This window comes from Nocardia sp. NPDC050435, assembly GCF_040655395.1.
Taxonomy (GTDB): Bacteria; Actinomycetota; Actinomycetes; order Mycobacteriales; family Mycobacteriaceae; genus Nocardia.
Genome location: NZ_JBFAJW010000006.1, coordinates 175,141 through 200,553 on the forward strand (window position 1 = coordinate 175,141; position 25,413 = coordinate 200,553).

Annotated in this window: 23 protein-coding genes; 9 read left to right on the top strand and 14 right to left on the bottom strand. The window is 69.9% G+C overall.

Annotation, left to right across the window (positions count from 1 at the left end; all coding sequences use genetic code 11):
• Positions 1-42: 42 nt before the first annotated feature.
• Positions 43-1,833, bottom strand: coding sequence for an aspartate--tRNA ligase (gene aspS, locus AB0I43_RS20140; protein WP_356975780.1), 1,791 nt, complete (start codon positions 1,831-1,833; stop codon positions 43-45).
• A 206-nt stretch (positions 1,834-2,039) separates the two neighbouring features.
• Here aspS and AB0I43_RS20145 point away from each other — a divergent pair, with 206 nt between their 5' ends.
• The gene (locus tag AB0I43_RS20145) at positions 2,040-2,963 is read left to right on the top strand and encodes a neutral zinc metallopeptidase (protein ID WP_356975778.1); all 924 of its coding nucleotides are present in this window, start codon (positions 2,040-2,042) and stop codon (positions 2,961-2,963) included.
• Between the two features lie 122 nt (positions 2,964-3,085).
• On the top strand, positions 3,086-3,595 hold the full coding sequence (locus AB0I43_RS20150) for a hypothetical protein (protein ID WP_356975776.1): 510 nt from the start codon (positions 3,086-3,088) through the stop codon (positions 3,593-3,595).
• 60 nt (positions 3,596-3,655) lie between these two features.
• On the opposite strand, the gene AB0I43_RS20155 is transcribed toward AB0I43_RS20150, so the two are convergent.
• Entirely contained in the window at positions 3,656-5,299 is a 1,644-nt protein-coding gene (locus AB0I43_RS20155) for a hypothetical protein (RefSeq protein WP_356975774.1), read from the bottom strand.
• 13 nt (positions 5,300-5,312) lie between these two features.
• Complete coding sequence (locus AB0I43_RS20160) at positions 5,313-5,630, bottom strand: type VII secretion target (RefSeq protein ID WP_356975772.1); 318 nt, start codon at positions 5,628-5,630, stop codon at positions 5,313-5,315.
• Positions 5,631-5,810: 180 nt separating this feature from the next.
• On the opposite strand from AB0I43_RS20160, the gene AB0I43_RS20165 reads away from it, so the two are divergent.
• The 4 genes from AB0I43_RS20165 (at position 5,811) to AB0I43_RS20180 (ending at position 10,939) form a co-directional block, all read left to right on the top strand.
• Complete coding sequence (locus AB0I43_RS20165; protein WP_356975770.1) at positions 5,811-6,812, top strand: NAD-dependent epimerase/dehydratase family protein; 1,002 nt, start codon at positions 5,811-5,813, stop codon at positions 6,810-6,812.
• 31 nt (positions 6,813-6,843) lie between these two features.
• A complete protein-coding gene (locus AB0I43_RS20170) occupies positions 6,844-7,860 on the top strand; it encodes an Rv2578c family radical SAM protein (protein WP_356975768.1) in 1,017 nt (338 codons plus the stop codon).
• A 68-nt stretch (positions 7,861-7,928) separates the two neighbouring features.
• Entirely contained in the window at positions 7,929-9,869 is a 1,941-nt protein-coding gene (locus tag AB0I43_RS20175) for a 2-oxoacid:acceptor oxidoreductase subunit alpha (protein WP_356975766.1), read from the top strand.
• On the top strand, positions 9,866-10,939 hold the full coding sequence (locus AB0I43_RS20180) for a 2-oxoacid:ferredoxin oxidoreductase subunit beta (protein ID WP_356975764.1): 1,074 nt from the start codon (positions 9,866-9,868) through the stop codon (positions 10,937-10,939). The genes AB0I43_RS20175 and AB0I43_RS20180 overlap by 4 nt, the downstream gene beginning before the upstream one ends.
• Positions 10,940-10,995: 56 nt before the next feature.
• Here AB0I43_RS20180 and AB0I43_RS20185 read toward each other — a convergent pair whose 3' ends face one another.
• The 3 genes from AB0I43_RS20185 to AB0I43_RS20195 all read right to left on the bottom strand — a co-directional run bounded on the left by AB0I43_RS20185 (position 10,996) and on the right by AB0I43_RS20195 (position 12,867).
• Complete coding sequence (locus AB0I43_RS20185) at positions 10,996-11,145, bottom strand: hypothetical protein (RefSeq protein ID WP_356975762.1); 150 nt, start codon at positions 11,143-11,145, stop codon at positions 10,996-10,998.
• A gap of 144 nt (positions 11,146-11,289) precedes the next feature.
• On the bottom strand, positions 11,290-12,303 hold the full coding sequence (locus tag AB0I43_RS20190; protein ID WP_356975760.1) for a malate dehydrogenase: 1,014 nt from the start codon (positions 12,301-12,303) through the stop codon (positions 11,290-11,292).
• A gap of 99 nt (positions 12,304-12,402) precedes the next feature.
• A complete protein-coding gene (locus tag AB0I43_RS20195) occupies positions 12,403-12,867 on the bottom strand; it encodes a MarR family winged helix-turn-helix transcriptional regulator (protein ID WP_356975758.1) in 465 nt (154 codons plus the stop codon).
• A 68-nt stretch (positions 12,868-12,935) separates the two neighbouring features.
• Between AB0I43_RS20195 and AB0I43_RS20200 the strand changes: the two genes are divergently transcribed.
• Positions 12,936-13,364: a MarR family winged helix-turn-helix transcriptional regulator gene (locus AB0I43_RS20200; RefSeq protein WP_356975756.1), complete on the top strand. Its 429-nt coding sequence runs from the start codon at positions 12,936-12,938 to the stop codon at positions 13,362-13,364.
• Positions 13,365-13,454: 90 nt separating this feature from the next.
• Here AB0I43_RS20200 and AB0I43_RS20205 read toward each other — a convergent pair whose 3' ends face one another.
• Together AB0I43_RS20205 and hisS are read right to left on the bottom strand one after the other, a co-directional pair.
• Positions 13,455-14,102: a hypothetical protein gene (locus AB0I43_RS20205; RefSeq protein ID WP_356975754.1), complete on the bottom strand. Its 648-nt coding sequence runs from the start codon at positions 14,100-14,102 to the stop codon at positions 13,455-13,457.
• Between the two features lie 306 nt (positions 14,103-14,408).
• Positions 14,409-15,674, bottom strand: a complete 1,266-nt coding sequence (gene hisS, locus AB0I43_RS20210; RefSeq protein WP_356975753.1) for a histidine--tRNA ligase — start codon at positions 15,672-15,674, stop codon at positions 14,409-14,411.
• 150 nt (positions 15,675-15,824) lie between these two features.
• Between hisS and AB0I43_RS20215 the strand changes: the two genes are divergently transcribed.
• A complete protein-coding gene (locus tag AB0I43_RS20215; RefSeq protein ID WP_356975751.1) occupies positions 15,825-16,691 on the top strand; it encodes a peptidylprolyl isomerase in 867 nt (288 codons plus the stop codon).
• A gap of 424 nt (positions 16,692-17,115) precedes the next feature.
• Positions 17,116-17,670 (top strand): hypothetical protein, encoded by a 555-nt coding sequence (locus tag AB0I43_RS20220; protein ID WP_356975749.1) that lies wholly within the window; start codon positions 17,116-17,118, stop codon positions 17,668-17,670.
• Positions 17,671-17,734: 64 nt separating this feature from the next.
• Here the strand turns inward: AB0I43_RS20220 and AB0I43_RS20225 are convergent, their stop codons facing one another.
• The 6 genes from AB0I43_RS20225 to AB0I43_RS20250 all read right to left on the bottom strand — a co-directional run bounded on the left by AB0I43_RS20225 (position 17,735) and on the right by AB0I43_RS20250 (position 25,406).
• Positions 17,735-18,121, bottom strand: a complete 387-nt coding sequence (locus AB0I43_RS20225) for a DUF4913 domain-containing protein (protein ID WP_307869657.1) — start codon at positions 18,119-18,121, stop codon at positions 17,735-17,737.
• Positions 18,118-19,944 (bottom strand): TraM recognition domain-containing protein, encoded by a 1,827-nt coding sequence (locus AB0I43_RS20230; RefSeq protein ID WP_356975746.1) that lies wholly within the window; start codon positions 19,942-19,944, stop codon positions 18,118-18,120. Before AB0I43_RS20230 ends, AB0I43_RS20225 begins: the two co-directional genes overlap by 4 nt.
• Before the next feature lie 56 nt (positions 19,945-20,000).
• Positions 20,001-20,714 (bottom strand): hypothetical protein, encoded by a 714-nt coding sequence (locus AB0I43_RS20235; RefSeq protein WP_357432500.1) that lies wholly within the window; start codon positions 20,712-20,714, stop codon positions 20,001-20,003.
• 77 nt (positions 20,715-20,791) lie between these two features.
• A complete protein-coding gene (locus tag AB0I43_RS20240) occupies positions 20,792-22,465 on the bottom strand; it encodes a peptidoglycan DD-metalloendopeptidase family protein (protein ID WP_356975743.1) in 1,674 nt (557 codons plus the stop codon).
• 13 nt (positions 22,466-22,478) lie between these two features.
• The gene (locus AB0I43_RS20245) at positions 22,479-22,760 is read right to left on the bottom strand and encodes a transposase (RefSeq protein WP_356975741.1); all 282 of its coding nucleotides are present in this window, start codon (positions 22,758-22,760) and stop codon (positions 22,479-22,481) included.
• A gap of 114 nt (positions 22,761-22,874) precedes the next feature.
• The gene (locus tag AB0I43_RS20250) at positions 22,875-25,406 is read right to left on the bottom strand and encodes a hypothetical protein (RefSeq protein WP_356975739.1); all 2,532 of its coding nucleotides are present in this window, start codon (positions 25,404-25,406) and stop codon (positions 22,875-22,877) included.
• Positions 25,407-25,413 lie beyond the last annotated feature (7 nt).

Below are 25,413 nucleotides of genomic sequence, written 5' to 3' on the forward strand. Positions count from 1 at the left end.
CCGCCCCCGCGCTCTCGCGAGCGCGGGGGCGGAGTTGCCGGACTACTCGGCCTCGTCCTTCGGCTTCTTCTTGTCCTCGGGCTTGAAGTCCAGCCCGGCTTCCTTGCGCTGCTGCGGGGTGATCGGCGCCGGCGCGTCGGTCAGCGGGTCGACGCCGCCGCCGCTCTTGGGGAAGGCGATGACGTCGCGGATCGAGTCGACACCGGCCAGCAGGGCGGTGATGCGGTCCCAGCCGAAGGCGATGCCGCCGTGCGGCGGGGCGCCGAAGGCGAACGCGTCGAGCAGGAAGCCGAACTTCTCCTGCGCCTCCTCGTTGCTGATGCCCATCACCTTGAACACGCGTTCCTGGACATCGCGGCGATGGATACGGATCGAGCCGCCGCCGATCTCGTTGCCGTTGCAGACGATGTCGTAGGCGTAGGCCAGCGCCGCGCCCGGGTCGGTGTCGAAGGTGTCCACCGACTCCGGCTTCGGGGAGGTGAACGCGTGGTGCACCGCCGTCCAGGCCGAGTGCCCGAGCGCCACGTCGCCGCTGGCGGTGGCGTCGGCGGCGGGCTCGAACATCGGCGCGTCCACGATCCACACGAACGCCCAGGCGTTCTCGTCGATCAGGCCGCACTTGCGGGCGATCTCGCCGCGGGCCGCGCCCAGGATCGCCCGGCTCGCCTTGACCTCGCCGGCCGCGAAGAAGACGCAGTCACCCGGCTCCGCGCCGACGTGCTTGGCCAGGCCCTCGCGCTCGGCCTCGGACAGGTTCTTGGCGACCGGACCGGTCAGCTCGCCGTCCGCGCCGATCAGCACGTAGGCCAGGCCGCGCGAGCCGCGCTGCTTGGCCCACTCCTGCCAGGCGTCGAGCTGACGCCGCGGCTGGCTCGCGCCGCCCGGCATGACGACCGCGCCGACGTAGGGCGACTGGAACACCCGGAACGGGGTGTCCTTGAAGTACTCGGCGCACTCGGTGATCTCGACCTCGAAGCGCAGGTCCGGCTTGTCGGAGCCGTAGCGCCGCATGGCCTCCGCGTAGGTCATGTGCGGGATCGGGGTGGTGATGTCGTGGCCGATCAGCTTCCACAGCGCGACCAGGATCTCCTCGGCCAGCAGGATGACGTCGTCCTGGCGGACGAAGCTCATCTCGATGTCGAGCTGGGTGAACTCGGGCTGCCGGTCGGCGCGGAAATCCTCGTCGCGGTAGCAGCGCGCGATCTGGTAGTAGCGCTCGATACCGCCGACCATGAGCAGCTGCTTGAACAGCTGCGGGCTCTGCGGCAGCGCGTAGAAGCTGCCCGGCTGCAGGCGGGCGGGCACCAGGAAGTCGCGGGCGCCCTCCGGGGTGGAGCGCGTCATCGTCGGGGTCTCCACCTCGACGAACTCGTGCCGGGAGAGCACCTCGCGCGCGGCGGCGTTGGCCTTGGAGCGCAGCCGCATGGCGTGCGCCGGGCCTTCGCGGCGCAGGTCCAGGTAGCGGTACTTGAGGCGGGCCTCTTCGCCGGGCTGCTCGTCGAGCTGGAACGGCAGCGGGGCGCTCTCGTTGAGCACCTCCAGCTCGGTGACGTTCACCTCGATCTGGCCGGTGGGCAGCTCGGGGTTCTCGTTGCCGTCGGGCCGCTGCTCGACGACACCGGTGACCCGGACGCAGAACTCGGCGCGCAGCTTGTGCGCCTGCTCGGCCGCCGCGCCCTCGCGGAAGACGGCCTGCGAGACACCGGACGCATCACGCAGATCGATGAAGATCACGCCACCGTGGTCACGCCGCCGGGCCACCCATCCGGTGAGGGTGACGGTCTGACCGGCGTGCTCGCTTCGCAGCGAACCAGCCAAGTGGGTGCGCAGCACGGTGTTCCTTTCGACGAATGCGGATGCGCAGCCATCGTAGCGATGACGCAGGCCCAAGCCCTAATAAGGGCGGCCGCCCACAGCGGCCGCGACACGGTGGCGGTGAGCGCCGCATTGCTGGGTATCACATGTAAAGCTGTAGGCGCGCTAGCTCCATCGCGACGAACCGCGCCCGACCGGCCACTCGATTTACAGGAGCGACATCCATGACCTTCAACGAGGGCACACAGATCGATCCGGGCGCGGTGCGGTCCGGTGGGGGCGGTCCCGGCATGGGCGGCAAGCTGGCGCTGGGCGGCGGTCTGGGCGGTTTGCTCCTGACCGTGGTGGTGCTGCTGCTGGGCGGCGATCCGGGTTCGGTGCTGGGCGGCCTGAACGGCGCACAGGAGGCGCCGGCGGTCACCGAGGGCACCCCCGAGCACTGCAAGACCGGCGCGGACGCCAACAAATACCTGGACTGCCGGGTCGCGGCCACCGCCACCAGCCTGAACGCGGTGTGGGGCACCGAGTTTCCGAAGCAGACCGGCGGCAAGAAGTACGTCAAGCCGCAGGTGGTGCTGTTCTCCGGCGCCACGGCGACGGGCTGCGGCAACGCCACCAGCGAGGTCGGTCCGTTCTACTGCCCGCTGGACCAGACGGCCTACTTCGACGTCACCTTCTTCAACGAGCTGACCACCCGCTTCGGCGCGAGCACCGGCCCACTGGCCCAGGAGTACGTGGTGGCGCACGAGATCGGCCATCACCTGCAGAACATGCTCGGCGATCTCGGCCGCGCGCAGCGCGATCCGAACGGCCCCGAGTCCGGCGCGGTGCGCACCGAACTGCAGGCCGACTGCTACGCCGGGATCTGGGCGCACTACGCCGACAAGCAGCCCGCCCCGGGCGGCGATCAGCCGTTCCTGAAGACGCTGACCGACCAGGACGTCAAGGACGCCCTGTCGGCGGCCGCCGCGGTCGGCGACGACCGGATCCAGCGCGCGGCCACCGGGCGGGTCAATCCGGAGGCGTGGACGCACGGCTCCTCCGACGAGCGCCAGGCCTGGTTCCTGGCCGGTTACAAGTCCGGTGAGCTGAAGGGCTGCGACACCTTCGGCGCCTCGGATCTGCGCAATCCGCCCGCGCTGCGCTGATCCTGCGGCGACCGGGCGCTTTTCACTGTCACACTGTTCGACACCGCGACGCGCGGGAACCTCCGAGGTTCCCGCGCGCTCGGCTTGATCAGGCATACCCGGTTCGCACGGATAGGGGTTTCATGCGCAAGACGAAGTCGGTTCTGCTCGCACTGGTTCTGTTGACGACCGCCGGGTCGGGTCTGGCCGCGGCCGACCCCGCACCCGCCCCGCCGGACCTGGCGGAAATCACGCTGACGAACATCCCGCACGGCTGGTCCGGCCGCAACGATCTGCGCCCGGAACTGCAGGTCTACGCGGACGGCCGCGCAATCATGAAGCCCGACGCCGCGGCGCCGGCCCGGCCGCCGGACGTGCCGCCGCAGGAACTGCACGGCGTCATCCGCCCGGACGTCTTGCAGGCGGCGCAGGCCGAGATCCGGTCGTTGACCGAGGTCGATTTCGGCGAACCGACCACGACCGACGAGGCCAAGCAGATCATCGACTACCTGCCGCGTACCCGGGGCAAGGAACTGCATCTGATCCTGTATGCCCCGGGCGCGACCGAGGGTTTGACGACCGAGCAGCAGGACGGGCGGATCCGTTTCGCGGCGCTGTACCGCCGCCTGCTGGACGCGTTCGTCGTCGAATAGCGCGCGAAGAACGGTGTCCCGCTTCCGGATTCGGAAGCGGGGCACCGTTCTTCGAACCGTCTAGAACTGATCCTGCTCGTAATCCATGCCGAGCATCTCGTCGGAGTGCGTCGCGCCGATGACGTCGGGCGTGGACTCCCCGAGCGGGCCGGTGAGATCGTCGTTGCCGGTCAGGCTCTGGTACGGCGTGACGTTGCGATCGTGCTCGTCGTCGTCGTTGTTGCCGCGGTTGGCGGCGGCCGCCGGGTTACCCATGAACGAGTTGCCGGCACTGGCCGGCGACGTCGCCGCGTTCAGGCCGCTGCCCAGACCCGTCGGCACGGTGGGCGCGCGCAGCGGCGAGACCGTGCCGGGCACGCCGGAGACGCCCTTGGCCGCCGGGTTCCCGCTCGTCGGGTTGCCGGTGGAGGTGCGCGGGGTGCCGGTGGAGGTGCGCGGCGTGCCGGTGCCGAGCACCGTGCTGGCCGGGTTGGCGGAGGTCGGACTGGTGGTCGACGCCGGGGTGGTGGCCGCGGTGGTCGAGGTCGGCGAACCGCTGCTCAGCGCGGACTGCGCCTGCGTCGCGGCCTCGGAGGCCGTGTTCGACAGCGGTTCGGCGACGTTCTTCGCCACCGTCTCCGCGACCTCCTGCACCGAGGGCATGCCGCTCTGCCCGAGCAGGCCCTGCAGCATGGCGTTCAGCTCGGTGGTCTTGCCGGACAGATCACCGCGGGTGGCGTTGACGACCGAGACCGCGTTGCCGAGATGCTCGGTGGCCGAGGCCACCAGCGCGGCCTGGCCGGGCGGGGTCAGGATGACCGGAGCCATCGCGACCGCCTGCGAGGCGAACGACGTCGCGATACCCGACAACTGGGCGTTGCCCGTCTGCACCACGGCCGCGGCCTTCTGGGTCAGATCGGAGATGTCGAAGCCGCGCTGGCTGGTCTCGGTGCCCTGGACGTTGGCCTGCTGGGCGGCGTTGGTGGCCTGCTCGGAAGCCTTGCCCTCCCACAGTTCCTGGACGCTGGTGATGGCGCCCTGGCCCACCTCCATCGCGGATTCGATCACCGAGGACGCGCTGCTCATGATCGCCGTCGGGTCGAAGGAGCCGAGCACACCGGAGCCGAAGCTGCTGAGCAACTCCAGAATCGGGCTGATCAGCTGGTCGACGCCGGGCAGCGCGGGCAGCGAGACGCCGTTGAGGAGCGAATCCACCGCCTTGGCCGGATCGTTGATCACCGCGGACAGCCCCGAGGTGTCGGCGACCTGAGCGACCTGCTTGGCCAGATCACCGGAGGTGAGCGCGCCGTTCGCTTGCGTGAGAGCGCTGCTGGCGGCGACCTGCGCCTGCTGCGCGGCCGCGGTGATGGTGCCGTGCGCACCGCTGAGCAGGCTGGACACATCCGTCGGCACGGCGCCGGACAGGTCGGGCGTGTCCGAGATCGGTTGCCCCGTCAGGCCGCCGAGACCGAGACCGGCCGGCATGGTGCCGGTGTTCTGCTGTTCCTCGGCGAGCTTGCGCGCGAAAACCAGCGCGGGCGACTCGGGTTCGGCCACCTCGGCGGGCCACTGCCCGAGCGAGACATCCGGGATGCCCTGCTGCGCGGTCTGCGCGGCGGCGATCGCGGGCTCGTGCGGGGTGGCCGCGGCGTGCTGCAGCGACTCCGAGGCCGGGATGTCCTGCGGCGCGATCACGCCGGTATTGCCGCTGTCGATCGGCTTCATCTATTCCCCCGCCTCAGATCTTGTTGTTCTGCACGGCCAGGTTGACCGCGTTGCTGCCGTCCTGGGCGAGGTATTCGTTGGCCGCGGTCTGCGCGTTCGCCGCCAGCTCGCTGTACTTGGCCCCCAGTTCGTTCATGTCCTTGGCCTGCAGCACCTGGGCCGCGGCGAAGCTCATGAGGAAGTCGGCGCCGATCACGCCGAAGACCGGGACCATGGCGGCGACGCTGCCCGCCGAATCGACATTCGCCACGCCGAAGATCTGCGCCGCGATGTTCGCGTTCTGCACACCGAACATCCGGACCGCGTCGGTATCTACCGCGAGATTCGACAAGTTGGCACCCCCCAAGTTGTTTGTGACATCACTGTGTTTCGCCACCTAGCGTTCGAACCGGCCGCTATGGTTGGCGCTCAATATAGCCGAGAACGTGTCCGGTTTTCGAGCCGATACAGGTGTCCGGACGCAGAACTGGAACGTGTTGCAAATTAGAACAAGTTCTATATTCTCGATCACATGAAGGTCGCAGTGACCGGCGCAGCCGGCTACCTTGGCAGTAACCTGCTCCCCTTGCTCACCGAGGCGGGCCACGAGGTCACCGCCATCGATCGGGTCGCCCCCGAAAACCCCGACCCGCGCGTCACCTGGGTCTCGGGCAATGTGCTCGACCCGGCCTCGATGCGCGAGGCCCTCGACGGCAGCGAACTGGTGTATCACCTGGTCGCGGTGATCACGCTGTCGGAGAAGAACGATCTCGCCTGGAAAGTGAACACCGAGGGCGTGCGCGTGGTGGCCGAGGCCGCGCTCGCGGTCGGCGCGCGGCGCATGGTGCACACCAGCTCCATCCACGCGTTCAACCAGTACACCTGCGGCGGCAGCATCGACGAGTCCACCGTCCGCTCCACCGATCCCGCGCTCCCGGTCTACGACCGCTCCAAGTGGCAGGGCGAGGTCGAACTGCGCAAGGTCATCGACAAGGGCCTGGACGCGGTGATCTGCAATCCCACCGGCGTTTTCGGCCCGGCCGATTACTGCACCCCGCTCTCGCGGGTCAACCGCACGCTCAAGGACGCCGCCGCGGGCCGGGTGCCGGCGATGATCAGCGGCGGCTTCGACATGGTCGACGTGCGCGACGTCGCCCACGGCCTGACCCTGGCCGCCGGCCAGGGCCGCACCGGCGAAAACTATCTGCTCGGCAGCGAAATGGTGACCACCATGGACCTGTGCAAGATGTCGGCGAACTTCAACGGCAAGAAGGGCCCGCGCTTCACCATCCCCGCCAAGCTGGTCTCCGGGGCCATGCCGGTGCTGGAACCGATCGGCAAGCTGATCGGTAGCGAGGTGCTGTCCAAGGCGGCGCTGGGGGCGATCGTCTCGGCTCCGATCGTCGATCACTCCAAGGCCACCGCCGAGCTCGGCTACCAGCCGCGTTCCACCGAGGAGACGGTGCGCGACCTGGTCGCTTTCTTCAACGATCCGTCCGCCTTCGAACCGCAGGCCACCCGCCGCATCGCTTGACACTCGATAGAACACATGTTCGACTGAGGGGGTGCGGTGGCAGAACCAATCCCTGGACGCCGACGACGGCGCACTGCCCGGTCTCGACCGGGCCGGGTTCGTGCGCACCGTGCAGACCCCCGAATTCGACGGCATCACCTTCCACGAGGTGCTCTGCAAGAGCGCGCTGAACAAGACGCCCGAGGCGTCGAATCTGCCGTTCAACTGGACGATCAACCCGATGCGCGGCTGTTCGCACGCGTGCCGGTACTGCTTCGCCCGCCCCACGCACGAATATCTGGATCTGGACGCCGGCCGGGATTTCGACGCGCAGATCGTGGTGAAGACGAACATCGCCGCGGTGCTGCGCAAGGAACTGGGCCGGCGTTCCTGGCATCGGGAGCCGGTGGCGCTGGGCACCAATACCGACCCGTATCAGCGCGCCGAGGGCCGATACCGGTTGATGCCCGGCATCATTCGCGCGCTCACCGAGTCCGGCACGCCGTTCTCCATCCTGACCAAGGGCACGCTGCTGCGCCGGGATCTGCCCTTGCTCACCCAGGCGGCGCGGGCCGTGCCGATCCGGGTCGCGGTCTCGATCGCGATCTTCGACCTGGAGCTGCACCGCGGCCTGGAGCCCGGAACGCCGTCCCCGCGTGCGCGATTGGAGATGGTCGAGGCGCTGGCCGGCGCCGGGTTCGAGGTGAATGTCATGGTGGCGCCGGTGATTCCCTATCTCACCGACAGCCGGGCCCACCTGGACGAGTTGTTCGGCGCGATCGCCGCGGCGGGGGCCGCCTCCGCGGTGGCGTTCCCGATGCATCTGCGCGGCGCCACGCGTGGCTGGTTCCTGGAGTGGCTGGCCCGCGAGCACCCGGCCCTGCTGCGCCGCTACCGGCAGCTCTACGGCCGCGGCGCGTATGTGACGCCCGAGTACGCGGCGTGGTTGCGCGAGCGTCTGGATCCGCTTTTGCAAAAACACGGTCTGACAAGGGAAACCGCGCTACCGTCGGCAGCCGAAACCAAGCCGGAGCACCCCGCGGATCCGCAGCTGGCCCTGTTCGCCTGAGCCTGCTCCCGAGATCGGAGTACTTTGGCCAATGGCACCCGTCGATGACGAGGAAGTGACACAGGCCGATGGCGCAGTGGACCCAACCGGCGGACCAAAGTGATGCCGCCGCAGTGAAATTGGAAAAAGTCGTGATCCGGTTCGCCGGTGATTCCGGGGACGGCATGCAGCTCACCGGCGACCGTTTCACCCACGAGGCCGCCGCGTTCGGCAACGACCTCGCCACCCAGCCCAACTTCCCCGCCGAGATCCGCGCACCGCAGGGCACACTGCCCGGGGTCTCCTCGTTCCAGATCCAGATCGCCGATTACGACATCCTCACCGCCGGCGATCAGCCCGACGTGCTGGTCGCGATGAATCCGGCCGCGCTGAAGGCGAACCTGGAGGAACTGCCGCGCGGCGCGACCGTCATCGTCAACACCGACGAGTTCACCAAGCGCAATCTGGCCAAGGTCGGCTACCCCGCCGACCCGCGCACCGACGGCACGCTCACCGATTTCGTCGTGCACGAGGTGCCGATGACCTCGCTCACCCTGGGCGCCACCGAACCCGCCGGCGTCGGCAAGAAGGACGCCCAGCGCGCGAAGAACATGTTCGCGCTCGGCCTGCTGTCCTGGATGTACGGGCGCCCGATCGGCGGCACCGAGCGCTTCCTGCGGGAGAAGTTCGCCGCGAAGCCGGAGATCGCCGAGGCGAACGTACTGGCCTTTCGCGCCGGCTGGAACTACGGCGAGACCACCGAGGCCTTCGCGACCACCTATCGGGTGGCGCCCGCGACGCTGCCGCCGGGCACCTACCGCCAGATCACCGGAAACACCGCGCTCGCCTACGGATTGGTGACGGCGGGGCAGCTCTCGGGGCTGGAGGTCTTCCTCGGCACGTATCCGATCACCCCCGCCTCCGACATCCTGCACGAGCTGAGCAAGCACAAGAACTTCGGCGTCACCACCTTCCAGGCCGAGGACGAGATCGCCGGCATCGGCGCGGCGCTGGGCGCGTCGATCGGCGGCGCGCTCGGCGTCACCTCGACCTCGGGGCCGGGCCTGGCGCTCAAGAGCGAGACCGTGGGCCTGGCCGTGATGATGGAACTGCCGCTGGTGGTGGTCGACGTGCAGCGCGGCGGCCCGTCCACCGGGCTGCCGACCAAGACCGAGCAGGCGGATCTGTTGCAGGCGCTGTTCGGCCGCAACGGCGAGTCGCCGGTCGCGGTGCTCGCACCGCGCTCCCCCGCCGATTGTTTCGCCGCCGCGGTGGAGGCGGCGCGGATCGCGCTCACCTATCGCACGCCGGTGCTGCTGCTGTCCGACGGCGCGATCGCCAACGGCTCGGAGCCGTGGTCGATTCCGGACGTGGCCGAGCTGGCGCCGATCGATCCGGGTTTCACGCCGGCGGGCACCGAGAATTTCCAGCCCTACGCCCGCGATCCGGAAACCCTGGCCCGGCCGCTGGCGGTGCCGGGCACGGCCGGTCTCGCGCATCGCATCGGCGGTTTGGAGAAGGCCGACGGCAGCGGCAACATCTCCTACGAGCCGGCCAACCACGAGCTGATGGTGCGATTGCGCCAGGCCAAGATCGACGGCATCGCCGTGCCCGAGCTCGAGGTCGACGATCCCGACGGCCGGGCCGAACTGCTGCTGATCGGCTGGGGCAGCTCCTACGGCCCGATCGGCGAAGCCTGCCGGCGGGCCCGCCGGCGCGGCGTGCCGGTCGCGCAGGCGCATCTGCGGCATCTGAATCCGTTGCCGCCCAACCTGGGCGCGGTTCTGCGGCGCTACCGCACGGTGGTCGCGCCGGAGATGAACGGCGGCCAGCTGGCGCTGCTGCTGCGCGGCAAATACCTGGTGGACGTGCGGCCCTGGACGAAAATCGCCGGCACCGCGTTCTCCGCGCAGGAACTCGTCGGCGTGATCGATGCCGCGCTGGACGGTTCGATCGAGGATCTGGAACACGACAAGGCGTTCACCGCGCGGGCGCGCGCCACCTATCTCACGACCGGGGGCAACCGATGACCATCACCGAAACCTCGCTTGTCGGAACCGAACTCGGGCTCGCGGGCGTGCCGCTCGCCGCGGGCCCGCAGAAGGTCAAGGATTTCACCTCCGACCAGGAGGTGCGCTGGTGCCCGGGCTGCGGCGATTACGTCATCCTGGCGACGGTGCGCGGCTTCCTGGCCGAGCTCGGCGTGCGCCGGGAGAACCTGATGTTCGTCTCCGGGATCGGCTGCTCCAGCCGCTTCCCGTACTACCTGGACGCCTACGGCGTCCACTCCATCCACGGCCGCGCGCCCGCCATCGCCACCGGCCTGGCGGTGACCAGGCCGGATCTGTCGGTCTGGGTGGTGACCGGCGACGGCGACGCCCTGTCGATCGGCGGCAATCATCTGGTGCACGCGCTGCGGCGCAACGTGAACATGACGATTCTGCTGTTCAACAACCGGATCTACGGCCTGACCAAGGGCCAGTACTCGCCGACCTCGGAGCCGGGCAAGATCACCAAGTCGACGCCGATGGGGTCGGTGGACCATCCGTTCAACACGCTGTCGATCGCCCTGGGCGCCGAGGCCACCTTCGCCGCCCGGGCCCTGGATTCCGATCGCGCGGGTCTCACCGAGGTGCTGCGCGCGGCCGTCGAGCACCGCGGCACGTCGTTCGTGGAGATCCTGCAGGACTGCCCGATCTTCAACGACGGCTCCTTCGACGTGCTGCGCAAGGGCGAGGCCGAATCCCGGCTGATTCCGCTGCGGCACGGGCAGCCGGTCCGCTTCGGCGCCGACGGCGAATTCGCGGTGGTCCGCGACGGTTTCGGCCTCGCGGTGGTGCCCGCCGCCGACGCGGCGGAGTCCGAGATCATCGTGCACGACGCGTATTCCGACAATCCGGAGTACGCCTATGCGCTGTCGCGGCTCTCCGATCAGGATCTGGGGCACGTCGTGACCGGCGTGTTCCGCGCGGTCACGCGCCCGACCTACGACGACGGCGTGCGCGGGCAGTCCGCGGCGGCGCGGGCACGCCGGCCGGTGGGCCCCGATTCACTGCAGGCCCTGCTCTCGGGCACCGAGACCTGGACTGTCGAGGCGTAGTTCACGCAGACGAAAGCGGGCCCCGGCCGGAGCCGGGACCCGCTTTGCCGTGTCGGTCAGTAGGCGCTGCGCCGGGGCGCGGCCGCAGGCCGCCGGGAGTTGTTCAACCGGCCCGTGGGCTGAATGGGCTGAATGCTGCGCACGGCCGCGTTCTTCGCGCCGCGCCGGGCCGCGCGGTTCTGGGCCTGCTCGGTGGTGTTTCGCATGGGTTCTCCTTCGCCTCGATCCGAACCACTGCGTTCGTAGTGATGTGAATGTAGTACTCCAATTGCAGTGGTGTCAAGGGGTGGATCGGAAACGAAAAAGCGCACGGCCGCGTGGCCGTGCGCTGCTTTTCGTAGCTGCGAGTTTCAGTCGCGCTTGGCGAACCCCAGATCGATGACCGCGTCCCGTTCGGCTTCGAGTTCGGCGACGCTGAGGTCGATGCGGGCCCGCGAGAACTCGTCGATCTCGAGGTCCGGCACGATCCGGTAGCCGCCGTCGGCGCAGGTGACCGGGAAGGAGCTGATCAATCCGGCCGGGACGCCGTAGGACCCGTCCGACGGCACCGCCATCGACGTCCACGCACCCGCGGGCGTGCCGAGCACCCAGTCGTGGACGTGGTCCAGCGCCGCGCTGGCCGCGCTGGCCGCCGAGGACGCGCCGCGCGCCTGGATGATCGCGGTGCCGCGCTGCTGCACCGTGGGGATGAAATCGTCACGCACCCAGGCCTGGTCGTCGATCAGCTCGAGCGCCGGGCGGCCGGCGATGGTGGCGTGCGTGAGATCCGGGTACTGGGTGGCGGAATGATTACCCCAGATCGCGACCCGGGCGATCTCGGCGGCGGGCGTCGCGCTCTTCTTGGCCAGCTGTGCGATCGCGCGATTGTGATCGAGCCTGGTCAAGGCCGTGAATCGCTCGGCCGGCACATCCGGGGCGTTGCTCATCGCGATGAACGCGTTGGTGTTGGCGGGATTGCCGACCACGAGCACTTTCACATCACCGGCGGCGCTGGCGTTGATCGCCTGGCCCTGCTCGGTGAAGATCGGGCCGTTGGCGGCCAGCAGATCCGAGCGCTCCATGCCCGCCGTGCGCGGGCGCGCGCCCACCAGCACCGCGACATTCGCGCCGTCGAACCCGACCCACGGATCGTCGCTGATATCGATGGACTCCAGCAGCGGGAAGGCGCCGTCGTCGAGTTCCATCGCCACGCCTTCGAGCGAGGCCACCGCCGCCGGAATCTCCAACAGCCGCAAGCGCACCGGAGTGTCGGGGCCGAGCATCGCGCCGGAGGCGATCCGGAACAGCAGACCATAGGCAATCTGGCCGGCGCCGCCGGTGACGGCGACGGTGACGGGGGCTTTCCGGGTAGCAGCGCTGCTCACGACGAACTCCTTGCGATAGAAGGACACTCGTTGCCCACCCTAGCCACGCGAACCGCCGCCACGAGCTAGGCGTGAGCTACGGAACAGTCCGGTTTTCGCTCAGTCCCGCGACCGGGTGGAGGCGGCGTCGAAGTCGGCCACGAAACGGGTCAGCAGACGGGCGAATTCGGTGCGGTCACGCTCGGGCCAGTCGGCGATCGCGCGGCCGAAGAACGCCCGCCGGAGCTCGCGTGCCTGCACGAGCGCGGCGCGCGCGGCGGCGGTCAGGTGCAGCAGCACCCGGCGCGCGTCGGACTGGTCGGCCCGCCGTTCCAGCAGGTCCTCGGCCACCGCGCGCGCCACCAGGCGGCTGGCCCGGGGTTGATCCACGTTCAACCCGGCGGCGATATCGCCGACAGTGCAGGCCCCGTCCCGCTCGGCGACCGCGTCCAGCACGGCGAACACCGTGGGATCGATGGTCGGCCCGGCCCCCCGGAACTGGTTCAGCGTGCGACGGGTCTGACTGCGCCGAATCGCGACCATCGCCCGCTCGATCGCCGCGGTCGCCGGGTCTGCCTGCTTCATGGTCGCCATCCTACATATGCATGCTAAATTACATATAGATGTACTTTTACAAGCTTATGGAGACGCTCATGTCCGACCGTCCGCTCGGCTACTGGCTCATGCACATTCACACCGGCTTGGAGGCGAATTTCGCCGCTCTGCTGCGCGATCGCGGCCTGGTGCGCCGCGGCTGGCAGGTCCTCAACACGCTCGGCCGGGGCCCCGCCGACCTGCCCGCTCTCGACCGCGCGCTCGCCCACTTCCTCGACGACTCCGAGCCGAGCGTCGCGCCACAGCTCACACCCCTGCTCGCCCGGGGCTGGCTGCGCACCGACACGGAGGGGCGCTACGTCCTGACCGAAACGGGCCGGGCGGAATACCATGCGGTGACGGAGTTGGTCGAGGCCGAGCGCGCCGCGCTCCTCGAGGGGATCGGCCCCGAGGGCTATCGGACGCTTATCCGCCTGCTGGAGCGGGTATCCGGGAACGTGGACGCTCTAGCCGCCGCTCGGCGGTAGCCGACCTGGGAAAACACGAAAACCCGCGCACCCCATGCATGTTTGCATCGTGTGCCACTTCGCAGCGCGTGCATACCGGCAGTCGCTGCGTCAGTTCAGTTCGGCGACTTCCCTGTCCGTGAGCACGATCGGCGAGACGAGATCCTTGGCGCGGGCGAACTGCACCGCCCGATAGAGCGGCCGCTCCCCCAGCGCGGCGTCGCGGGCCTCGGCGCGCAACTGCCGCACCAGCACACCCGAAACCGCCACGGCCGCGGCCAAGTGGCTCGCGGCGAGCGCGTCGGCGAGTTTGCGCAGGCCGAGCAGATGCAGTTCGCGCCCGCTGCCCGCGTCGGTGTACATGGCCAGCGGAATGATCTGGGTGTCCGGGCCCGCGGTGAGGCGCAGCACCACCCGGCTCAGCCGCCCCGGAAACACCAGCAGTTCGACCCCGTTGGCGGCGGCGACCTCGATGGTGCGCGCACCCAGCACCCGCTGGGCGTGGATCGTGGTCCCGTGCAGCCACATTCGCCGCCGGCGCGAGGCCAGCGCGTACCCGGCGGTCGGCGCGCCGACGGCCAGGCCGATCGCCAGCGCCACCGGCCAGCTCGCCACCGTCGCCGCCAGCAGCGCGGCCGCCACCCCGATGCCGGCGGCGATCAGGGCCAGCCGGCGCAGCGTCGGCGCGTAGACCTCCGGTGCGACCAGATCGAGCCCGATCCGCGAATCCCCCGCCGGCCCCCCAGCATTGCTCTCCACTGCCCCAAACCTCTCCGCGACACCACCGCACCCCAGGGTGCGCAGACACGGTACCGCGCAGCCCCGGAATCAGCTGCGCTTCAACGATTCCGTGACGGGGGCGACGCTGGTGGGCCATCGGGCGGGCAGGCAACCGCACCGCCGCCGAGGCGCGAAGCAGACGACCGCACGGACGCCGGGGCGCGAGGCAGACAACCACACCGACGCCGGGCGCGCAGCATGCAACCGGCCTGGCGCGAGGCAGGCAACCACGCAGTCCTCGGGGGCGCGAGGCAGGCGAACACCCGCCACGCGGTCCGCGGGCGATCAGAGCGCGGCGCGCACCGCGTCGACGACCTCGTCCAGCGACACCTGCCGCTGCTCGCCGGTGGCCATGTCCTTCACACCGATGGTGTTGTCGGCCAGATCGCGGTCGCCCAGCACCAGGGTGACCTTCGCGCCGGACTTGTCGGCGGCCTTCATCGCGCCCTTCACGCCGCGCCCGCCGTAGGCGAGATCGACCCGCACGCCCGCGGCCCGCAGCTGGGCGGCCAGGACCACCAGGCGCTGCTTGGCGGCGTCGCCGAGCGGCACACCGTAGACCTCGCAGCGCGCCGGATCGCCGGCCGCCTTGCCCTCGGCCTGCAGCGCCAGCACCGTGCGGTCGACGCCGAGGCCGAACCCGATGCCGGACAGCGGCTGACCGCCGAGCTGGGCCATCAGCCCGTCGTAGCGGCCGCCGCCGCCGATGCCGGACTGGGCGCCGAGACCGTCGTGCACGAACTCGAAGGTGGTCTTGGTGTAGTAATCCAGGCCGCGCACCATGCGCGGATTCACCACGTACCGCACGCCCAGCGCGTCGAGATAGCCGAGCACCTGCTCGAAGTGCGCCTTGGCGGACTCGGAGAGGTGGTCGATCATCAGGGGCGCGTCGGCGGTCAGCTCCCGCATCTCCGGGCGCTTGTCGTCTAGCACGCGCAGCGGGTTGATCTCGGCGCGCCGCCGCGTCTCCTCGTCGAGCGGCAACTTGAACAGGAACTCCTGCAGCAGCTCGCGGTACTGCGGGCGGCAGGTGTCGTCGCCGAGCGAGGTGAGCTCCAGGCGGAAGCCTTCCAGCCCCAGGCTGCGGTAGCCCGCGTCGGCGATGGCGATCACCTCGGCGTCCAGCGCCGGGTCGTCGACGCCGATCGCCTCGACGCCGACCTGCTGCAGCTGCCGGTAGCGGCCGGCCTGCGGGCGTTCGTAGCGGAAGAACGGACCGGAGTAGACGAGCTTCACCGGCAGCTGGCCGCGATCGAGCCCGTGCTCGATGACCGCACGCATCACCCCGGCGGTGCCTTCGGGCCGCAGCGTGACGCTGCGGTCGCCGCGGTCGGCGAAGGTGTACATCTCCTTGGAGACGACGTCGGTGGACTCGCCGACGCCGCGCGCGAACAGGCCCGTGTCCTCGAAGATCGGCAGCTCGATATGCCCGTATCCGGCCAGTCGGGCGGCGCGGAGGAGACCGTCGCGCACCGCGACGAACTCGGCCGAACCGGGTGGCACGTAATCCGGGACCCCCTTCGGGGCGGAGAAGCTGCTGGTCTTGGTCACGAGGGCAAGTTTCCACCACCGCGCCCACCGAAGTCCAACCGGTTGTTCACCGTGCGCGCCGCGCAGGTTCTCAGGGAAGTGCACGGGTGTCTCAGGAAGGAATGGCACACTCTTACCCCGAAGAGAACGGAAAACGGGAGGAACGTGGTAGTGCCGACCAACGAACAGCGCCGAGCGGCGGCCAAACGCAAGCTCGAGCGCCAGCTGGCCAATCGCGCCGAACGGGCGCGCCGGCGCAAGCAACTGACCATCGCCGGATCGGTACTCGGCGTGGTCGTCGCGGTAGCGGCGGCCACCGGGGTGTATTTCCTCACCAAGGGTGAGGACAAGAAGGACGACACCGCCGCCCCGGACGCCTCGCTGACCGCGGCCGCGCCGCCGGCCGCCAAGCCCAAGGCCGACCTGGTCAACTGCACCTACGCCGACAGCCCGCAGCCCGCGGCCAAGGCCGCGACGAAGCCGGAGAAGACCGAGGTGCCGACCACCGGCGTGAACGCCAAGGTCAGCATGAGCATGGAGACCAGCGCGGGCCCGATCGGCCTGACGCTGAACAACGCCGAGTCGCCATGCACCGTGAACAGCTTCGTCAGCCTGGCCAAGCAGAACTACTTCGACAACACCTCCTGCCACCGGATGACCACCGGCGAGGGTCTGAAGGTGCTGCAGTGCGGCGACCCGAAGGCCGACGGAATGGGCGGCCCCGGTTACCAGTTCGCGAACGAGTACCCGACCGATCAGTACGCGGCGAACGATCCGAACGCTCAGTCGCCGGTCGACTACAAGCGCGGCGTGCTCGCCATGGCCAACGCCGGGCCGGGCACCAACGGCAGCCAGTTCTTCGTGGTCTACGGCGATTCGCAGCTGCCGCCGCAGTACACCATCTTCGGTTCGGTGGACGAGAACAGCCTGGCCACCCTGGACAAGATCGCCGCGGCCGGCAGCGACGACTCGAACGGCCCCGGCGACGGCAAGCCGCTCACTCCGGTGGAGATCAAGTCCGTCCTCCTGGATAACTGATCAGCGACACTCCGATCAGCGGGATTGACTTCGGGCCCGGTACCTCACAGGTACCGGGCCCGCACTGTATCCCCAGGTAGGACCCCAAAAGGCAAGGCACACCTAATCATCCGGCAAGGGTGCCCTTAAACCTGATTTCCTCCTGAACTTCCCGATGCGTGACGGAATTGTGCGTTATATGCTTGATCCGGCACGTCCGTACGATTGGTGCAGGCGTTTCTCGGGTAATCTCGAACCAAGGAGTACACGTAGCGTAGCCATCCCTAAATACCTGAGGGAGATCCCCCGGGAAGCCACGACACGAGTCCTCTGGGTGTCCACGTTTGCAGGCGGGACATCGCTCAGCGGGTTACAGTTCGCGTGGCGATGTCCGGACGAAGCACCACACCATCCATAGTGATCACTGCAGCATCGGGGAGCAGCCATGTCCGAGGAACTGGACGACATCGGCCGGGAGACCGCGGCCATGATGAGGACAATGTTGCAGCTTGCGACCCTCGTCGCACTGCGCACCCGCGAGCGTGGTCAAAAAGAAGCCGAAGCTCGCGTCAAGGTCACCGAAGCCCGGGTCAAAGAGGCCCGGGAGCTCCAGATCCGCGAGGCGCGCGATTCCAAAGCCAAGGATCCGCGCAACCTCGAGCTCGCACGCATGGTCGAGAAAGCCGTGCCCGCCAAGGGCATTTCGCTGGAGAAGGATCGTTTCTCCGCACAGGCCGAGGCCACGCGCATGGCGGCCAATGCCAGCGCCGCCAAGCAACCCCTGGTCCGCTACGACTCCCAGGAACGCCGCCAGGCCATCGCGGCGCACCTCGCCCGCCTCGGCGTGGCGCCGGAGCTCGCCGCGGTCCGGATGCTCATCGAGGTAGGGCAGGCCACGCCGCCGGAAGAGGCCGTACGGGCCCGTAACGAGGAAGCCAGGGCGGTCGCCGCCCGGGGCCGGGAGCAGGAAGCCCGCGGCCTGGAGCGCGTGCGACAGTAGCGCCACGGCACCGAAAAAACGAACGCCCGCTGCGAACAGCGGGCGTTCTGCTTTGCGCGGGGCCTCACATCCGGAAGTCGCCGATCGTCGGATCGCCGAACATGCCCTGCGCCGGGGACTTCAGCGGTAGGGGACTCAGCATGTCTTTGTGGCCGTTGCGGACCGAGCAGTACTTGAACGGGCCGCGTGGATCGAACAGCTTGGTCATGTGCGGGTCGGCGTGGTCGAGGAACCAGATGCTCAGGCCGGTGCTGGGCTCGAGCCGGTAGTGCTCCCAGGCCCGCCACAGCGCGTCCAGCCGGGCCACCGCCTCGGCGTGTTTCCACCACTCCGGGCACCACACCGTCTCGCTGATGTCGGTTACCTGACGCCGGTACACCAGGCTCAGGTAATTCTCGACGAACTCCACGACATTGGTGTAGATCATCGGTTGTTGCTGCTGTTCGGTCACAGCGGGCGAACCTCCTCTACTTGCCCGGAGTCTTGGGGCGGAACGACTTTGGTCAGCTTGGGCGAGCCGATCAGGTCGGAAATCGTGGTCTTGCGGGTCGGATCGTGGCGCGCGATCGAAGACTTGACCTCAGTAGCGTAGTCGCCTTCCCACCACGGAACCGTGCGAACCAGCACCGCCGGCTGCCCGGAGGTGAACACGATCGCGCGCCCCTTCGGCAGGGTGGTCAGCCCGTGCACGGTGAACGTCTTGGACGCGCCGAGCGATCGCGAATAACTCTTGCCGCCTTTGGATTCCGAGACCGAGGAGGAGATGGACTCGTATTCGCCGATGGCCTCGGAACGGTCGCGCAGGAAGTTCATGTCGTCCACGCCGCTGCCGAGCACCTTGATGTTGGCCGCCGACCACAGGGCCAGCATCCCGGCGTCACCCCAGCAGCGCGCGCCCTGCGCCCAGGATTGCAGCACCGTCATCACCACGATGCCGCGGGAACCGAAGTGGCTGTACTGCTTGGGCAGATCCTTCCAGCGCACCACGTTCGCGGCCTCGTCGAGCACCGCGAGCAGCGGGATCGGCAGCCGGCCGCCGGGCGAGCGGGACGCCTTGCGCATCGCGACGTCGACCACCGCTTCGGTCAAGGCGCTGACCAGCGGGGCGGCCGAGCCGCGGCCCTCCAGCGAGAGGCTGTAGAGGGTGCCGTTGCGCTCCACGAACTCCAGTTCGTCGAACTGGCGGCGGTCGCCGCCGGGCAGCACCCACGGGTGCACGTTGGACAGCTGCAGGCAGCGGATCATCTTCTTCGCGGTGCCGAAAATGCCACTGCGCGTGCGTGGATCGGCGTTGTACTGCATGGCCAGGCCGGAGGCCGTGTAGTCGTGGCTGGCCGCGCGCAGCAGCTCGATGGGTTCGTGGTCGCCCGGGTTGGTGACCCAGTCCCAGACCTGCACGATGGGCCGGCGCGCGACCGCCGCCGCCAGGAACAGCCCGGCCAGCAGATCCTCGGCCTCGGGGTCGAAGAAGACGTCCGATTTCGAGCTGTCGGTGCCGTTGTCGGCGTCGGCGAAGTGCCCGGCCAGGCGCTGGGCGCGCATCTCACAGCCCTCGCGGCGCGCGTCCACCCAGTCCAGCGGATTCCAGTACCAGGTCGGGTCCTCGTCGGCGACGCCCTGCGGGTCGAAGACGAAGGTGGGGCTGCCCTTGGCCTCGCGCACATCGCGAGTCGCGTCGACGACGTCGCGCTTGTTGGAGGTGGTGAGCACCGGGCCGATGGCCGACAGGATCGCCGGGATCACGCGCGAGGTCGACTTGCCCTGGCGCGGACCCCAGATGTCGAGGTGCAGGTCCTCGTAGGAGCCGTAGAGCATGATCCCGTCGGCGACGCCGACGCCGATCGGCACGCCCGGGGCGTCCTTGAAACCCAGCTTCATGCCGAGCTGCTCGGCCTTCTCCCGCACGCCGGCCTCGGTGAGCGAGGCGATCGCGCCGCCGTTGCCCATGTGGCCGGCCTTGTCGTCCACGGCCAGTTTGCCTTTGGTCGCGCGCTTGGCGCGGTTCTTGCGGAAGAGCAGGAAAAGGCCGATCATGCCCGCGACCACGACGACGATGACCGTCGCCGGCTTGGGCCAGCTGAGCTGCCCCCGCACCAGTTCGACCACGATCGTGATCGGATTGACCGGGACGTCCTGGCGGACTACCGCCAGCGCGTTGCCCAGGTGCAGCGCGACCCACAGCACGCCCAGCAGGCCGAGGCCGACGTAGGTGAGGATGAGGGCGTGATCGGGACCGACCGCGGCCGGGTCCGTCACCTTCTTTTTCTTCGCCATGTCGTGCCTCCTCGATCCTTTCTGCCATGACGCGCGGGGTTGAAAACCCTTGTGCGTCAGCGGTATGCGTCCAGACGCCAGCCCGCCGGGGTGCGCACCACCGTGGCGATCACGGTGCTGGGGGGTAGCGCTTCCTTGCGCCCGTTCGGATACAGCACCGTCTGCTCGATGCCGATCTTGTACTGCTCGGTGTTCGGGTCCGCGCCGGCCGGCGGCTTCTCCCCCGACGCGAAGGTGAAGGCCTGCACCGTCGCCTTGGCCCGGGCCCAGTCGGCCCACTGCAGCGTCACTTTCGGCGCCGTGTTCTGCGGGGCGGCCACCGTGCTGCTCGGGGCGGCGCTACTGGTCGGTGCGACGGTGGTCGCGAACGGGCCGACGCCCGTCGCCCGGGTGGTCGTGGCCGGAGCCGTGGTGACCGTGGTCAGCGCGGGTTGCGCGTCGAGCACCCGGATCAGGCTGGGACCCAGCCATTTCCGGGCACGCTCCAGCGACGCGCCCGGCAACTCGGTGGCCGGCTGCCAGGTGAAGATCTCCTTCAGCGCCGCCACCGCGACGCCGTCGGGCGTCACCGGGTCCGGCGCGGGGACGTTCTCGAGCAGGCGGGTGGTGGACGTGGCGGACTGGGACGCATCGGAATTCGCGTCCCTGTCCCGGGCGCATCCCGCGCCGAGCACCGCCACGCTTGCCACCAGCACCACCACCAGTTTCGTGGACCTGTTCGAGCGGCCTGCCGTGCGGCCGCCAGCGAATGCGATCGGTTTGTCGGACACAGAACTCCTGTACTTCCAGGCTAACCGTCCGGACCGGCCCTGTGCGGGTCCGTGCCCAACTCGCGTCCCGGCGTGTTTCACAGCACCCGCCTCGCGCGCGCGTCGCCGGGCACCGGGACCTCGCGGACGCCCGCGCCGGGCACCGACTGGATCATCGTCCCGGTACCGGAGTAGATCCCGACGTCGGCGGGGCCGCGCGGGCCGAAGGAACTGAACACCAGATCGCCGGGCTGCACCTTGCTCATCGACACCTCCGTCCCTGTCTCCCACTGCTGTTCGACGGTGCGCGCCAGGGTGACCGTGCCCGCGGAGGCCGCGAACACGGCGGCCGCGGTCAGGCCGGGCGCGTCCAAGCCGCCCCCGCTGGGGCCCTGCGGTCCGCCGCCGCCCCAGACGTAGGGCGTGCCGAGCCAGTCGTGCGCGGCCTCCACGATCTGCGCGCCGCCCGCCTCCTCACCGGGTGTGAAGCGGCCTTGCGCGCCCGGCGAGCGGTACTGCGGTTCCATCGCCAGGATGTTGCGCACGTAGGGCTGGGTCTCGGACAGATGGGCCGCATACTGATTCGGCATGCCGCCGGAGGCCAGCACCGCGCCCTCGCCGGCGTTGTAGGCGGCCAGGGTGAGCGCGGTGACCTCACCCTGCACCCGGCCCTCGGTGATCCACCGGCTCACCTTGCCCGCGATGGCGCACATGTAGCGGCCCTGGCCGATGATCGCGTCGCCGTCGTCCCACACGCTTGCCACGCCGTTGCCATCCGCGTCGATCACATACGGCTGCCCGTCGTCGGGATTGATGGAGGCGGCGGTGCCGGGCAGGAACTGCGCCAGGCCCTGCGCACCGGCCGGGGAGGTCAGGCCGCGACGGAACCCCGACTCCTGCTTGGCCTGCGCGGCCAGCAGCGACGGCGTGATCTCGGGGCACAGCGACCCCGCGCGCCGATACCAGATCTCCAGTTCGGCGGGCACCTTGCCGTCGGCCAGCGCGCCGCCCTGGGTGCCGAAGCCGCGGCTGCACCGCGGATCGGCGGAATACCACTGCGCGCCACCCAGATCCGGGGTCGGCGCGCCGTCCAACCAGGGCAGCGGGTCGATCTGGCGACCGCCGGTGAACCGGCCGCCGGGCACGATCTCGAAGTGCAGGTGCGGGCCGCTGGATTCGCCGGCCGAACCGACCAGGCCGATCTGCTGGCCCGCGCGCACGCTGTCGCCGGTGCGCACCAGCACGCCGTAATCCCACATGTGCCCGTACACCGCGGAGTAGCCGCGGCCGTTGGTGTCGATCGAGTCGACGACGATCCAGTTGCCGAAACCGGACGCCGAGCCGGCCGCGACGACCTTGCCGTCGGAGACCGAGAAGATCGGGGTGCCGTCGGCGGCCGCCATGTCGACACCCTTGTGGTCGCCGCCGCGCGAACCGAAGGTGTCGGAGACGGTGAAGGTACCCGCGGCCAGCGGCATGGTCCGGTTGATCGGGCCGACGCCCGCGGCCAGCGAGGGGGTGCCGGTCACGGTCGGATTCGCCTGCGCCGCACTGGGATTCACCGAGGTAGCACCCGGGTCGGGCGGTGCTCCGCTCGCGCGCGGGTCACCCGGGGCCCAGCCGCCCAGCGGCGGCAGCGCAGTCTGCGAGGCGCCCACCACGGGGGTGCCCTCGCACGGGTCCTCCACCGCGGGCAGCACCACCACGAGCACCAGGGCCATCAGACCGACGACCAGGCCCATGGCGAGCCACAGCACGCCCTTGGCGTTCATCGCGTGCCGCGCTTCACGTCTGGCGGCGGGCTTCGTTGAGGGTGTCGGCGAGCGTCCGGTTCATCTCCGCCGCCGCGGCCAGCTGCTGTTGCAGCAGCGCCACTTTGCGCCGCAGGGCGGTCGCGTCCATCCGATCCAGGCCCGGGCCCTCCGCCGCGCGCACCCAGTTCCGCACCGAGTTGGTGTGCACGCCGATCTGATCGGCGACCACCCGGCAGGCCTCCGACTCGCTGCGTAGCTTGCCGGTCAGCGCGATGACCTGCTCGACGGCGGCCTTGCGCACTTCCGGCGACACTCTGCGATATGACCGATGCGGCATCATGATTGCGTCTCTCTCACGCTGAGTCCCACCTCGCATGATCAGGGCCCTGCATGGTTACGCCGCCTTGCCGCCTCCGGGCCTGACTTTTCATGCGGCGCTCCCATCCGTCCCGCGCGTAGTGGATTCGGTGAACTCACTGAAGCGCGAGTTGGTGTCGTGGATGCCGCTTTCGCGCTCGGACAGCGTGAACTCCATGTGGAACGGGATCCCCGGCCGGCGATCCTCGCCGATCTTGATGAGGAACTTGCCGGTGCCGGGCGGCGAGGGCCGCTGCTGACCGGGTTTGAGCGCCTCGCCGGTCAGCGCCTGCGGCGCCGACCAGCCGGTGACCATCTCGGTCTCGGCCGAGGTGAACGGCACGATGCTGTCCAGCCGCTTGACCTCCTCGCCCGGCAGCGCGCCGAAGATCTTGGCGCGCGCGCGTTCCAGGAAGCCGAGCGCCTTGGCGATCGCGGCCTCGGAACCCAGGGCCTGCAGGTCCTTGATGGTGTGGCTGATCATGATCAGCGAGGTGGCGATGCCGCGCTGCAGGCGGGTCAGCTCGTCGACGCGGTCGACCATGAAGTCGCCCAGGCCGAGCACCTGCCACAACTCGTCCATCACGACCTGGAAGTAGCGCTGCGGGCCCAGGTCGGCGTCGGAGAGCACGTGCGCGGCCTCCACCGAGGCGAATCCGTCGGCCCAGCAGGCCAGCATGACCGCGGCTTTGAGCTTCTTGTCGCCGGTCGGGATGTGCGAGACGTCGATGCAGACCGCGACCGAGCCGGTGTCGATGGGCACCGAGGTCTGGCCGTTGAAGATGGCGCCGAACGGGCCCTGGGTGAGCGCGCGCAGCGAGCGGCGCAGGCCCTTGATCGCGATGTTGTACTCGTCGACGTCGTCGGCGCCGGCGTCCAGGCGCAGTTCGTCGCCGCCCGCGACGATCACCTCGAGCAGGTTCTCCATGATCGGCGGCTGGTCCGGGGTGTAGCCGCTGCCCGGCTGGTAGAGGACACGCAGCGCGGTCGCGATCAGCGTCTCCTCGTAGTCGCGCACGCGCGCGCCGCGCACCAGCTCCACCAGGCCCGCGATCAGGGTGACCTGCCGGGCCCGCAGATCCTGCAGCACCTGCAGTTGCAGCGCCGGGAACTCGTCCAGCAGCGGCACCACGGAGCCGAGCACGCCCGCCGCCAGCGGGTTGAGCTTGCCGTGACCGTACCCCAGATCGATGACCTGACCGCCGACCAGCTCCACCATCCGGCGATAGTCCGGCTTCACGTCGGCCAGGATCAGCGGCGTGATGCCCTGCGCGATGCCGCCCAGCACGATCCGGCGCACCAGCGAGGACTTGCCGAAACCGTTGAGACCGAGCACGAACAGGCTGGGCGCGGTGATGAAGCTGCCGCGCAGGAACCAGTTCATCGGATCGAAGCAGACCGGCGCGCCGGTGTGCAGATGCGAGCCGAGCGGGGTGCCGATCAGCGGCGCGCCCGCGCCGACCGACCACGGCCACAGGCCCGCGACCTGCGCGGTGGTGGCGCGGTATTCGACCGGACGGCCGACCACGTTCATCTTGCCGCCGCCCGCGCCGCTGAAGCCGCGGTCGGTGAGTTGGGCGGTGCTGCGGTCGAATCCGTCGACTAGGACCTGCTCGGCGCGCGCGGCGTAGTTGCGGCGGCGCATGTCGTCGGTGCGCACCCGGAAGGCGGCCCAGGCGGCGCGCAGGCCGTTGCCCTCGCGGCTGGCGATCTCGAGCCGGGACCGGGTGGCCTCGTCCAGCAGCGGCGGACCCTGCCGGGTGCGCTTGTCCGCCTTGGCCTTCGCGCGCCGGGCGGCCTTGTCCTGGACCGGGGTGCCCATGGCGCGATCGGCGGCGTAATCGGTCTTCTCCGGCCGCCCGCCGCGGCCGCGCTCCGCGCGCACCGGCGGCTTCGCCGTCCGCTCGGGTCGTGCCGCGTGCGCGCCGCGCTCACCGCGCGGCGGCCGCGGCACGGCCGCGTCCCGCGACGGCCTACCGGCCTCTGCCCTCCCCGCGCCGCTGCGCGGCGGCTCTCCCGCACGCGGGCGGCGTTCCGGCTCCTGGGCCCCGCGGCGCTCCCGCGCCGACAACTCCGCGGCCGTCCGGCGCCGATCCGCCCCGGGCGCACCGGCTCCCGGGCGCCGCCGCTCCGCGCCGGGCTGCGCGGACTCCGCCGGACGGCGACGTTCCGCACCCGGCTGCGCGGACTCCGCCGGACGGCGACGTTCCGCACCCGCGGCGCCGGCCCGCGGCGCCTCCGCCGACCGGCTTTGCTCCGCGTTGCCGGGATGCCCCGGATCGCCCTGGCGACGCTCGACGGAGCGACCGGACTCCGCCGGACGCCGCCACTCCGCGTCCGCCTCCTGCGACGATTCGACCGGCTGGCGTCGCTCCGCCCCCGGCTCGCCCGACCGACGACGATCCGGCATCTCCTCCAGCCCGGATCGCTGCCGCACCCGCGGTGACTCTCCGGACCGGTCGCCGGCCGGCAACAACGTCCACTCGTCGTCGCGGGACTTGCGGCGGGCCGGAGCCTCGTCGCGCCCGGACGTATTCGGTTCGGACGTGGTCGAACCACCCGGATCGGTGCCGGGCCCGCGCAGATCGTCGTCGTGGTCCATGGATCGC